Below are 12,144 nucleotides of genomic sequence, written 5' to 3'. Positions count from 1 at the left end.
ATTCAAGACACGATTGAATTCTTAGTGTGTGGTCCCCCTAGCATACAGCCCCTCAGTGCACGACGCGGGGCCTGCAAGACCTTCCACAGGCCAGTGCAGACCCCGCGATACAGCATCAAACGCGTCGGGCGAAAGGGGCCCTAACCGCGCATCACGTTATACGCCTCCACGCGAAGCTGCGCGGGCGTAAAGGTGGTGTGGCGCAGATTCTCCACCTCAATCACCACGTTCGCGCCCATTGCACCGGTCACGTACACGCGGCGGCCCAGCATATTACCGTCACCGATACGCTCATCCTGCGCAACACCGTCGGTAATGCGCAGGTCGTAAATCTTATTTTCGATGTAGTAGCCGTACAGCGAGGCGGCCTGCCCGGGCGGGTTGTAGGAGACGGGGGCGACCATGCGGGTGCCGCGGGCATTGCGGCTGATGTACCAGTTTGCGGCCTCGTCAGCGCGTGCGGCACCGCTGACGGTTCCGGCCCAGCTGGACGCCTCACCCGCGCATCCGACGAATATGTTATTGGCCCACTCGACGAGCCAGCCGTGGCCCGCATTGGAGCGGGCGATGCACCCGACGAACATGTTGCGCTCGCCCTGCACGATCCAGCCGGCACCGACGCGGCGGGTGCTGGGTTCGTAGAGGGCGTTCTTGCCGAGGGTGCGGTGGTTGCTGCTGCTGGAGCAGTTCTCGAACTTGGACTGGGCCGCGTACACTTCGATGCCGGCGTAGGAGCCGCCGCTGAGGTTGGCTTCGGCCACGTCAATGCCGCGCAGCTTATTGTCGGCCGCGCCGGAGTTCTGGCCTTCGGTGCTACGGCGACGGTGGCCGACGGGCTTGCCGAGTAGCAGGCCCTGGTTGAGGGTGCGGCGCACGGTCACGTCGTCAATTTTCATGCCTTGGTCATCCAGGCCGAGCACGGCCACGCCGATGGCGGTGTCCCAGACTTCCACGCCGGCGATGACGGGCACGACGTCCGGCTCGTTGAGCTGGTCACCCGTGAAGTGCGTGTGCATAATGACCCCGGCGACGTGGTCGAGCGGGGCGGTATGAGCATCCAGCCGGTAGCTGGCGATGGGCGTGTTAGCCGCGTTGGTGCGGATGTGCAGGTTGCGCACGCCCATGCGCATGGGCTTGTTCGCGTTGTAGGCGCCGTAGACGGGGGTCGTGTAGCTGCCCACGTGGAACACGCCGGTGTATTCGACGTACCCGCCGCTGGTGGTGGGGATGGCCCGGTCGGAGTGGGCGATGACGACGGTTGCGGGGCCCTGCCCGATGATCTCGACGCGGTGCTTGATTTCGATGAAAGGGTAGGAGACCCGGTAAATGCCGCGGGGTAGCTCGACGGATCCGCCACCGTGTGAGGCAACATCGTTGACGGCTCGTTGGATGGCGGCGGTGGAATCCTTGGTACCGGTGGGGTCTGCGCCGTAGTTGACGGCGTTAATGCTCATGGGAGTATCAGGCACGTGAGGCTCAATTCTTTCCGAAGAAGATGTGCTACGGCCGGTGTATAGGCCGCAGTGGGGCGGTTGAATTGAGTGAATAGGGTGTGCGGGCGGTGCGCTGTGCTGAGTGAGTTGAGCGGGGCGGCTCATCGTGAGCTACCCGGTTACGGTTCGGGCCTTTTCGCGTGGAGCGAGAGTGGTTCCTGCTCAAGAGTACCGCATTGCGCGGGTGGAGGCGATGACCGGGCACTGTGATGCCCGCTCCCCCGCCGCTTCTCCCCCGCCAGGGGCGGCGGGCCGCGCACGGGCGGGACGATTAAACACCGCGAGGGCGAGGATTTCTCCTCGCCCCCGCGGCCCTTAAACCTAGCCACCTTTAGTTGTGGACTCTCGCAGTCAGCTCTCCCCTACATGGCTAGCTTTAGTACCAAGTAGCAGGCCTCGCATCAATGCGTGGCCGTCCCCGAAAATGGGGAGAAGGAAAATGACGTGGATAAGATACCACCAATGAAGCCCGTAATTAACAGGTAACACCCACAGGATTGCCCCTGCCACAATACAGGCACCCGGTCCAGCAACTGCAACAGCTGCTACCTGTCGGCCCGTCATGTAACCGTGCGGATGCAGGCTCACCCGTAAAGGCGTAATTTCAAGAGAAACTATTCCAACATTCGGAGCCAAAACCCGCAAAGCAATCAGATGCGCTAATTCATGAATCATGAATCCCAACGTCAATCCGCCAAGCGCATGAACCAGAATCCATATCAGCGGCTCTGCAAGTCCTGGCGCACCTGCACTGGTAGCCCAGAGAATCATGCCTGCAGTACATCCGCACCATATCGCGAGGAACCACCGTAGCGACCGCAATATAGCAACCGCTAGGTGCCTCGATTGATGCAACAGGGATGTCTCCTGTGAAAGTTCAAGAGTTCGCCGGCTCATTCCTTAGGATTTCTCTGCAATGAGCTGAGCACGGTAGGCGGAAAGTCGCTTATACGCCACAATCACAGCAAAGATGAAAATCGTCAAGAGAATGAGCGTCACCACCACGGGCGCAGGATTTACCATACTCATTTGCATGCGAACTCCCCCACCCGGAAGTGCACCTGACTCCAAGAGTACTGCCCCAAAGAAAGCTTCTCCCTTAGAGACGTTTTCATTCAGGCTAAAGAGCGTATAGATGGTGCTTCCAATAACTACCGCTACAGTGGCTACTGCAGCAGTAGCAAGCGAAGAAATACTATAGATGAACCATTTCATGGCGCACTCCTTTTTCATTACGGGAAATTCCCAAGACACTAAAGAACACGGCGAATCCAAGAAGCACCGCGATAATGGTCACGTTAACCTCCGTTGGGAGCCCAAACATATTCAGGCCCAACGCAAAAGTTGCAACGACCGATAGCAGAAGAATCACACCAATAACCACAGAGAATGGATTTCCCTTTTCTGGCGGGAAGATAATACCCACGAGATTAGTCATGACGATGGATACCAGCCCAAACCCAAAAACGGTCAGGATATCTGATAGCTGACCCCCCTGCGCTAGATAAACCGTCCCAAGAACTGCACCTAGCGCAAGCATGATAGTTGCCTGCGAACCAATCAGCTGAAGGTAAAACACACCTGCCGACTGGCGGAACGGAGTAAGGCGACGCAGGGGTTCAGAGGAAGCGTACGCGTATATTCCCAAGAAAGCAGGAAGAAGAATGTACGCCGGAGGCGCATTCCAACTCTTCCAAGGAATTGCGAAAGCTGCCACCACAGCAGATACCAGCACAAACTGGTTCTCGAAGCTACGGAACTGCATCAGCACCAAAGTGCCAAATCGAGTGCTCGCAAGACTTCCAGGCAGAGTAAGGAAATAGCTCCTGAGCGGGGTGTAGTCCTTCGGAGCAATTGCTATAGCTAGAGCTAGTAGCAGCCCGCATACTCCTAGCAAGGCGAGTACAGCACCCGCTGCTCCTAGCACCCCTCCGATAGCTTCCTCAATACGGAGAAATGCCAGCTGGGGCATCCATGGGGCCGTATCTTCGAGCAAACGAATCCGCATGTATTCGATGCTCTGGTCGCGCATCAGGCTAAATGCAATAGCCATAAGACCCGCAAGAAGAGCAGGAATCACAAGACCGCGCAGACGTGCCATTCCCACGAGGGCAAGGAGTCGCTCTACTCCCAGGTGGATTACTAGCAGAATCAGGTAAGTAACAAGAGCCGGTGACACGACACAGAGCAAGAAAAGCCTTGCTGCATCCCACCCCACGACAATGCTACAAGCAATAGCCAGCGCACTTGAAAGAGCAATAGTAGCTGTTCCGACGAGAATCATCTCGAATACAACACTCGCAATCAAGCGTTCCTTATTCGTCGCAGGAAGAGTGTACGTAAGTTCTGTTAGCTCATCTGCTTTCAGGAATAGAATTCGCACAATTGTGTAAAACGCAGCGACCCAGAATATAGATGAAATACCCATGCCTTCTAGCAACGGCGCTACCATTTCCGGGTTATTAAATGTTTGCCTAACAACACTGATACTCAGCAGAACATATCCTGCGTATAGCGCCAAGACACCAAAAAATACGGCGTAACGAATTGGTCGATTTGCCAGAACTCCCTTTCCTAAAACGCGGCGGCGCAGGAAAAGGAAATAGAAGTGAACGAGCTGATAAACCGCGCTGAACCTCATAGGTCCCCCTCGATTTCATCCACAGTTTTTCGGACCATCGCATCGAGAGTGCCAAAGCGTTCTAGCAGAGCATCGGTAGCGTCATCCTCGAGCACTACGCCGCGGTGGAGGAAGGTAACACGGTCTGCGCACCTTTCTAGGAGCGTGAAGTCGTGGCTACATAGCAGGATTCCGCATCCTTCATTGCGTAATGTACGCATATCTCGTTCAAAGGTGTAAATTGCATCGATGTCGATTCCGTTAAGCGTCTCATCAATGAGAGTGAGCGGTCGACGCAATAGCAACGCTGCAATGAGCTGAGTTTTCTTGCGCATGCCGTGGGAGTAGTCTTCCATCAGGTCGTGCTGTCGACCTGTCATCTGGTAACGCTTAAAGTATTCCGCTACAGCATTCTCATCCACTTTCTCCTTGTACAGAGAGTGGATAAAACGCAGATATTCCAGACCGGTCAGGAATTCCGGTAGATAGTCGTTGCTTGCCAGGTACATCAAGGAGGTGCGAGCAGCAAGGCTCTGATGCTCATGACCACTAATCTGAATATCGCCCTTCTTGGAGTGTAGAAGGTTACTTATCAGCTTCATGAGCGTGGATTTTCCAGAGCCGTTAGGTCCAATTAGTCCATGAATTTCTCCGGAAGAAACTTGGAGCTGAACGTCGGTGAGGGCGGGTTTCCCAGCCCCGTACGCGTAGGTAATATCGTGCGCGTTGAGAAGCATATATGTCACACCCTTCGTTGTGTGTTGACCAGAAATTATTCGGTGATTGGAAGTTGTTACGAAAGGGGCGGGCGGTCTCTTTTGGAGTCCCACCCCTTCCGTAGTTCTCAAATTCAGGGCATGGTCACCCTAAGTCGTTAGCCGCATTCTACGAAAACACGGTTATAGCCCGCGCCCCATTCCCAGTTGCCAGTGAACCGGAACCTACCCTGCTGAAAGCACCAAATGGTCATAGCAGCAAAGAAAACAACCGACAGAACCAGCAGTACTGCCAGAAGGACAAGGAACCACCCGTCATAACGGATGATGAGCTTATTAGCCTCATTCTTGAGGCGGGCGGACGCACTCAGTGCGCCTACGGCCATGCGATCAACCATGCTCGCATGGGGCGGAACGTGAACAGTAGATACTGCCGACATTTTTACTCCTTCAGACTATGTTGTCTTCTAACACCAGTCTGGATACAAATAAGTCCAGTCTGGTTTTATTTACACCAGGCTGGAGCTTACACCGCGCCAGACTGGGGCTTTGCACTCAAGTGTAATATGTTTACGCGTGCAACACTACACTATTTGAGGAAATTCTTGAAAATTTTTCTCATTAATATTTATTGGGCAGATTCCTGAACGATCAAGCTCAGATTATCTACTAAAAACACATCCACAAGCGGATTCATCAAGAGATTGATGACAGCATAATGAGCAAATACGGCAGAGAGTGATTCTGGTACGGCAAGTTGAGCATGTTGCGGCAAATATATTGGTACGCGCTGAACCAAGCACCAGGGGGTCAGCTTTTGCTCAAGAGTACCGCAATGTACAGGCCTAATCGACGATATAGACACTGCACCACTTACTACCAACGCCCAGAACAGGGCGTTAAATGCTTGAGGGGCGAGGATTTCTCCTCGCCCCCGCGGCGACTGGTGTCGGTTCCAGGCCGCTGCATCAGCCCGGAACTAGTGGTCCGGAAACACCAGAGCGAGCCCATACCCCTCAGGGGCGGTCTCGCACGTCGAGGCCGTCACTAGCCCATAAACACGCCGTTACCGCGCTTCTCCAGCTGCTTCGGCGCAAAGGTTGCGTGACGGATGTGATCCACCTCGATGAGCACGTTATCGCCCATCGCGCCGGTCACGTGCACGCGACGGCCCATCATATTGTTCTCGCCCAGGCGGTCATCCTTAGCGGAACCGTTCGTAATGTGCATATCGCGAATGTTGTTCTCAATGTAGAAGCCGTACAGCGAAGCCTTCGCCCAGCTGTAAGGGTTGTGCGCACGAGGTGCCACGAAGCGGCTACCGCGTGCGTTACGGCCAATGTACCAGTTGGCCGCCTCATCACCTCGAGCAGCACCGGTCACGGCATCCTGGAAGCTAGAAGACTCACCCAAGCAGCCAATGAACTGGTTATTACCCCACTCCACGAGCCAGCCGTGGCCGGCGTTCTCCTGGGCGGTGCAGCCGATGAACATGTTGCGGGTGCCCTGAATGAACCAGCCGGCACCCACGTGGCGGGTCTTCACCTCGTACAGGGCGTTCTTACCCTGGTTGCGCTTATTGAACCAGCTGGTCGACAGCTCAAACTTCGACTGGGAAGTGTAAATCTCGATACCCGCGTAGGTGCCGAAGCTCATGTTGGCGTCAGAGACATCAATCATGGAGAACTTGTTATCTGCCGCGCCGGGGGTGTCACCCTCACGTGCACGTAGCGGGTGGCCGACAGGCTTGCCGACCAGCAGGCCCTGGCGCAGGGTCTGACGGATGCGCAGCTTGTCAACCTTCATACCCTGGTCGTCCAGGCCCAGGATCGCAACGCCAATGGCGGTGTCCCAGATTTCGATGTTGGACAGGGTGGGCACTGCGTCCGGCTCACCGGGGTTAGCGTCCGCAATGCGGGTGTGGAAAATGACGCCTGCAACGTTATCGACAGGCTGGGTGTGCTTCTCTAAGAAAATCTGGTTGTTCTTAGAGTTCAGCGGTAGGTTGTACTTATTGGTGCGGATGAACAGGTCGCGCACACCCATGCGCATCGGCTTGTTCTGGTTGGTCCCACCGCTCATGGGGGTGGTGTAGCTACCGGTGTGGAACACGCCGGTGCATTCATAGCTACCGTTCTTGGACGAGGGGATGCTCTTGTCGGTGAAAGCGACGATGCGGGTTGCCTGACCGTGGCCGAAAATTTCGACGCGGTGCTTCATCTCAATGAACGGGTAGGAGACTCGGTAGATACCGCCGGGAATCTCGACGGAACCGCCGCCCTGTGCGGCGACGTCATCAACGGCCTTCTGGATAGCGCTGGTGGAGTCTCGTACACCGGTGGGATCAGCGTTGTACTTGGAATCGCATACGTTCACGCTCATGATGGTAGCCATGATAATGTGTCCTCGTTTCTGGGATGGATACACTACAACGACGTGCACGCAGGGTAGCCGAAGCTACAGGTGCGCGTGATGAAGCTGGGTTATCCAGTTGTGTCTGAGTGAATGTTTGGGAGCGTCCGCCGGTGCGAGGGAGTGAGTCTCTTCCGGCAATCGCGCGGACGGGGAGTGAATCCGCCGCAGCGAGGGCTCCGGGCTGGTTGAGGGAGTGAATCTCTACCGTGCCCACGTGACGTAGCGTCAGTAAATATCCGCAGATAAAACCCGGTTTCACTGAAGCTACAGTGAAACATTCTAGAGCACCGCGTGGCTAATGCGAACCTCCAATGCCGGATAGTGTTCAGGGTCTCCGAGGGGAATTTCGGGGTAAATAACGCTCGAAGCCCACAGAAAATCAACTGACCAGCACAAACACCACACACCGTACGAGCACGGGTTAGTCAGCGATTTTTAAAAAAATTCATCATGTTCTCTTCGTGGACACCCCAAACACCTCCCGTAGGGTAACGGGCAACCACACGAGAGAGGCAACTACTGTTTCGACGCCTCCAGGGCCGCCGCCGCACCCACCACATCCAGGCGCGCATAGCGACCCGCAAGCCAGGTGCAAATCATCAGCTGAACCTGGTGGAAAATCATGATCGGTAGCATCATCAGGCCCAGCGAGCCGGCACCAAAAATGATGATGGCCATGGGCAGGCCGGCCGCCAACGACTTCTTCGAACCGCAGAACTGAATCGTGATGCGGTCGGCACGGTTGAACCCCAGGCGCTTAGCCAGCTGATCGGTCAGCCACAGCATGAACACCACGATGAGCGCCATCAGCACGATAAGTGCCACAATCTGCCACCAGGCCACGCGCGTCCACACGCCCTGCACCACGGAGGCCGAAAATGCCGAGTACACAATCATCATGACCGAGAACTTATCCAGCCACTTGGTGGTCGGCTTCTTCGCAAAGCCACCCACCCAGCGGCGCGTCAGCTGGCCGAGCACGAACGGCAGGAACAGCTGAATCGCGATATCGAGGAAAACGGTACCCGAGAACTCAATATGGTCCGTGTGCATCAGCAGCATGGCCAGCAACGGGGTCGCCACCACGCCCACAATTGAAGAGAGGGATGCGCTCACAATTGCCGCCGCCACGTTACCGCCCGCAATCGATGTGAAAGCGATGGATGCCTGCACGGTCGAGGGAACAAAAGTCATGTAGAGGATACCCAGATACAGCCCGTCACCAACCACGAAACGCAGCGGTGAAAGGGCCAGGCCCAGCAGCGGGAAAATGACGAAGGTGCAGCTCAGAATCATCAGGTGCAGACGCCAGTGGGTGAGGCCACGAATGGCCTCAGCGGTGGAAAGGCGCGCGCCGTACAGGTAAAACAGCAGGGCGACCGCGAACTTTGTTCCGTTGCTGAACCACGCGGCGAAGTCACCGCGAGCCGGCACGATAATGGCCAGAATAACGGCGGTGACGAGCATAGTCAGTAACGGGTCAAGCTTGATAGAGCGCAGTGATGAGAGCATAGCCCCTATTCTATGACCCTCGATTAAAGAGCTGAACCCGCCGAGGGCACCTCTCACGATGAGGTACCCTCGGCGGGTTCTTGAGCCTTTAGCGCCCACGGGCGCGTTCACGGCGTAGGGTTACTTATTGCCGGGGTCGAAGCCGTAACCGCCCTCGCCGGAGGGGCCAGCATCGGGTCGGTTGGGGCCAGGCTGCTGGCCGAACTGTCCAGGGGCCGAACCGAACGGGCCGGGCTGACCCGAGGTTCCAGGCTGCTGACCGGGCTGAGATCCAGGCTGACCGAAGCCGGGGGCCGCCTGCTGGGCGGGCTGACCGAAACCGGGCGCACCCGCGGCGGGGGCACCGCTGGCGGCCGCATACGCATCCCAACGCTGGGCGTGGAACGCGCGAGCCTGCTCGGTCTGCCAGCCGCTGAACAGGGCCGTGTTCTCGGGGTATGCGAGGTCCTTCTCGGGCTTCTGGACCACGTCCACGGTCTCAAGGTTGTAGGACTCCCAGGTCTTCTGGTTTTCCTGCATGAACTCGGTGGACTGAATCGGGTCGGGCCACATGCCAACCGGCTCCGAAGCGGGAATCAGCACGGGCACGCGCGGCGTGCCGTTGTCCGCGGGGTTCTCGGTCGGGCGCCAGAAGATACGGCCCGGCTGGGTGCGGTCACGTAGCGCGTGCGCACGCCAGGTAATCACGGGGTGGCTCATCAGCAGGTTCACGTACCATACGGCCAGGCCGCGGTCGGTGACGGCGCGGTCGGCCAGCTCGTCGAAGTTGACCTGCTTGTTCAGGTACTTACCGGCGGCCAACACCTTGATAGCGCCCTTAGCGCCTTCGGGGCAGAAGCGGTAACCGAAGTTATCGGCGGTGTATTCCTGAGCGCGAGACAGTGCGCTAGACAGTATGGGGATGCGGCTGAAAAGCGTGGTGAAAATCAGACGGAAGTAGCTGACGTGACCGGCCGCGATGTGGCCCACCTCGTGGCCGATGATGAAGCGCAGGGCCTGCGGGTCACGGGACTTACCGCCGATTTCGAACAGGTCGGAGTAGATGCAGATAAAGCGGCGGAAGCCGTGACCCGATGCGAAGGCGTTGATGGTGCCGTTACCGCTGATGACGTACGCGTCGGGTACGCGGCGCAGGCCGGCGGCCTCGGCAGCCTCGGCGAGCATCTGGTACGCCTCGGGGAACTGGGTCGGGGTGATGCGCACGCCATTCACACGCTGCTGGGCGTAGAAGAGCGCACGACCGATGAAGAGCACGAGGGGGCCCAGGACCAGCATGGACACGGCCTGCATGATGATGTCCTGCACGCTGCTTGCCACGCGGCTGCTCGTGCCGCCGGTGTACTCGCCCGAACCGGACGAGAAGAGCCACTGGCCCATGGTGCTGAACAGCTTAATGATTGACATGAACAGCACGACGTAGCCGGCTGCGGTGACCGCGTAGGCGGCGACCAGCCACGGGATTTCGGCGGGGTGACGCAGCGCGTGCAGCACCTTCGTCGGCAGTATGGACTGGTAGGCGAAGAACCTGGGTTCCGGAAGGGGGCTCACCGGCTTCTGACGCTTATCTTCGGGTAGCCAACCAGCGGAGAGGTCCTGCGGAAGGGGCGTGCCCTGCGGGGCGGGGCGCCCCTGGGGGCCGGGCTGGACGTTGAACTGCCCGCCGGGCTGGTGGTTTTCAGGAGGTTGAGTCATATCTCATCCACTTCGTATCGAGTGTTGTCTGTCTCCACTCTATCGGGTTTGAGTACGTTTGGGTGAATACGAGAATGGTTTTTCTCATGAACCATACGTATTTGGGCGGCCGGGTACGCAGAAGCCCGCCGCGGCGTCCGTTGGTAACGGATACTGCGGCGGGCTGACGCTTGACGCGCCACACGCAGGATGCATCATGCACCCGCGCGGGGAGCGCGCGAGATTCTGGCGTTTAGAGGCTCTTGACGAGTTCCTCGGTAGCCTCAGCGATAGCCTTCTCCTCGTTGGTGGGGATGACCAGCACCTTGATAGCGGAATCCTCGGTGGAAATCACGCGCGGCTCGGGGGAACGCTTAGCGTTCTCTTCCTCGTTGTACTTGACACCCAGTGCGCCGAGGCGGTCCAGGACCAGCTTGCGGAAGTCACCGGAGTTCTCACCGATACCAGCGGTGAAAATCAGTGCCTGCGCGCCGCCAACAACCAGGTTGTAGCCGCCAATGTACTTCACCAGGCGGTATGCGGTCATGTTCAGTGCGAGCTGTGCACGCTCATCGCCAGACTCTGCAAACTCAAAGACCTTACGCATGTCGTTGGAGCCAGCCAGTGCGAGCAGGCCGGACTCCTTGTTCAGGATGGTGTCCAGGCGTTCACCGTCGATGCCCTCACGAATCAGGATGGTGGTCAGTGCCGAGGGGTCAATGTCGCCGGAACGGGTACCCATGATCAGGCCGGCCAGCGGGGTGTAGCCCATGGAGGTGTCCACGGACTTGCCGCCCTTCACAGCGGTCACGGACGCGCCGTTACCGAGGTGTGCCACAATGCCGTTGAACTCATCGCGTGCAATGCCAAGCATGTCAGCAGCGACGTGGGAGACGTACTCGTGGCTGGTGCCGTGGAAGCCGTAGCGGCGGATGCTGTACTTGTCAGCCAGGTCGTAGGGGATTGCGTAGCGCCATGCTTCTTCAGGCATGGTGGAGTGGAACGCGGTGTCGAAGATAGCAACCTGCGGCAGGGAGGGCCACTTGTGCATTGCTGCGCGCATGCCCTGAACGTGTGCGGGGTTGTGCAGCGGTGCCAGCGGGGAGAGGTCGTCGATCTGCTGGACAACTTCCTCAGTCAGCAGGGTGGGGTGGGTGAACTTCTCTGCACCCTGCACCACGCGGTGGCCGACTGCCTGCAGCTCACGGCCTGCCAGGACGGGCTCAAGCTTCTCAGACATGATGTCGAATGCTACTTCGTGGTTGGGCACGTCGGTGCCGATGTTTTCGACGAGGCCGGAGGTCAGCATCTGCTCTGCCTCGGGCAGGGAGGTGTCACGCACCTGGTACTTCAGGGAGGAAGAACCAGCGTTCACAACGAGAATAAGCATGAAAGTATCTCTTTCGTAGTTTTCTTTTCTGCTCCATTCTCGCACTTTTCGAGCCTGCGTGCGAGACGGCCCAGACCGTGTTTTTAACGGGGGGTTTAGCGGAGGCTTTTACTGGGGGCAGCATCGGGGGCAGGAGGCGCGGGTTTGGTGGGGTCTTTTCTTTCCCATCCGCCTCGGGTAAGTCCAGCGGTGTCGCCTCGCGGTCAGGTGTGCACAGTGTGGCGCCGTACTCGTTCAGAAGTGCCACCGACGAATCGGTCCAGGCTATAGGTTTGGCCCTATAGATTCGCATTTCGTCCTCGATAGTTCTTGGAGAAAAACGTAGTA

General features: G+C 57.8%; 10 protein-coding genes. All 10 read right to left on the bottom strand.

Going from position 1 to position 12,144, the window contains the following annotated elements:
- Positions 1 to 140 precede the first annotated feature (140 nt).
- The 10 genes from JX292_RS00130 to JX292_RS00085 all read right to left on the bottom strand — a co-directional run bounded on the left by JX292_RS00130 (position 141) and on the right by JX292_RS00085 (position 11,817).
- Positions 141 to 1,469, bottom strand: coding sequence for a glycosyl hydrolase family 28-related protein (locus JX292_RS00130; protein ID WP_204860178.1), 1,329 nt, complete (start codon positions 1,467 to 1,469; stop codon positions 141 to 143).
- A 375-nt stretch (positions 1,470 to 1,844) separates the two neighbouring features.
- A complete protein-coding gene (locus JX292_RS00125; protein WP_204860177.1) occupies positions 1,845 to 2,264 on the bottom strand; it encodes a hypothetical protein in 420 nt (139 codons plus the stop codon).
- 129 nt (positions 2,265 to 2,393) lie between these two features.
- Positions 2,394 to 2,708: a hypothetical protein gene (locus JX292_RS00120; protein ID WP_070686096.1), complete on the bottom strand. Its 315-nt coding sequence runs from the start codon at positions 2,706 to 2,708 to the stop codon at positions 2,394 to 2,396.
- On the bottom strand, positions 2,689 to 4,134 hold the full coding sequence (locus JX292_RS00115) for a hypothetical protein (RefSeq protein ID WP_204860174.1): 1,446 nt from the start codon (positions 4,132 to 4,134) through the stop codon (positions 2,689 to 2,691). The genes JX292_RS00120 and JX292_RS00115 overlap by 20 nt, the downstream gene beginning before the upstream one ends.
- Positions 4,131 to 4,850 carry an ATP-binding cassette domain-containing protein gene (locus JX292_RS00110; protein ID WP_204860172.1) on the bottom strand — a complete coding sequence of 240 codons (720 nt, stop codon included), beginning with the start codon at positions 4,848 to 4,850 and terminating at the stop codon, positions 4,131 to 4,133. Before JX292_RS00110 ends, JX292_RS00115 begins: the two co-directional genes overlap by 4 nt.
- Positions 4,851 to 4,987: 137 nt before the next feature.
- Complete coding sequence (locus JX292_RS00105; RefSeq protein WP_204860170.1) at positions 4,988 to 5,269, bottom strand: hypothetical protein; 282 nt, start codon at positions 5,267 to 5,269, stop codon at positions 4,988 to 4,990.
- Positions 5,270 to 5,876: 607 nt separating this feature from the next.
- Positions 5,877 to 7,223 (bottom strand): glycosyl hydrolase family 28-related protein, encoded by a 1,347-nt coding sequence (locus JX292_RS00100; protein WP_204860168.1) that lies wholly within the window; start codon positions 7,221 to 7,223, stop codon positions 5,877 to 5,879.
- A gap of 537 nt (positions 7,224 to 7,760) precedes the next feature.
- Entirely contained in the window at positions 7,761 to 8,756 is a 996-nt protein-coding gene (locus tag JX292_RS00095; protein ID WP_204860166.1) for a bile acid:sodium symporter family protein, read from the bottom strand.
- Between the two features lie 120 nt (positions 8,757 to 8,876).
- On the bottom strand, positions 8,877 to 10,448 hold the full coding sequence (locus tag JX292_RS00090) for a M48 family metallopeptidase (protein WP_204860165.1): 1,572 nt from the start codon (positions 10,446 to 10,448) through the stop codon (positions 8,877 to 8,879).
- 232 nt (positions 10,449 to 10,680) lie between these two features.
- The gene (locus JX292_RS00085; RefSeq protein WP_204860164.1) at positions 10,681 to 11,817 is read right to left on the bottom strand and encodes an acetate/propionate family kinase; all 1,137 of its coding nucleotides are present in this window, start codon (positions 11,815 to 11,817) and stop codon (positions 10,681 to 10,683) included.
- Positions 11,818 to 12,144 lie beyond the last annotated feature (327 nt).

Origin of the sequence: Rothia mucilaginosa, assembly GCF_901875305.1 — a bacterium.
Classification (GTDB): Bacteria; Actinomycetota; Actinomycetes; order Actinomycetales; family Micrococcaceae; genus Rothia.
The sequence above is the reverse complement of the archived record's forward strand: the minus strand, read 5'-3'. Positions and strand labels throughout refer to the sequence as shown.

Coding starts and splice junctions, on each gene's coding strand:
- JX292_RS00125 (WP_204860177.1), bottom strand. CDS start 2,264: ATGATTCTCTGGGCTACCAGTGCAGGTGCGCCAGGACTTGCAGAGCCG.
- JX292_RS00120 (WP_070686096.1), bottom strand. CDS start 2,708: ATGAAATGGTTCATCTATAGTATTTCTTCGCTTGCTACTGCTGCAGTA.
- JX292_RS00115 (WP_204860174.1), bottom strand. CDS start 4,134: ATGAGGTTCAGCGCGGTTTATCAGCTCGTTCACTTCTATTTCCTTTTC.
- JX292_RS00110 (WP_204860172.1), bottom strand. CDS start 4,850: ATGCTTCTCAACGCGCACGATATTACCTACGCGTACGGGGCTGGGAAA.
- JX292_RS00105 (WP_204860170.1), bottom strand. CDS start 5,269: ATGTCGGCAGTATCTACTGTTCACGTTCCGCCCCATGCGAGCATGGTT.
- JX292_RS00100 (WP_204860168.1), bottom strand. CDS start 7,223: ATGGCTACCATCATGAGCGTGAACGTATGCGATTCCAAGTACAACGCT.
- JX292_RS00095 (WP_204860166.1), bottom strand. CDS start 8,756: ATGCTCTCATCACTGCGCTCTATCAAGCTTGACCCGTTACTGACTATG.
- JX292_RS00090 (WP_204860165.1), bottom strand. CDS start 10,448: ATGACTCAACCTCCTGAAAACCACCAGCCCGGCGGGCAGTTCAACGTC.
- JX292_RS00085 (WP_204860164.1), bottom strand. CDS start 11,817: ATGCTTATTCTCGTTGTGAACGCTGGTTCTTCCTCCCTGAAGTACCAG.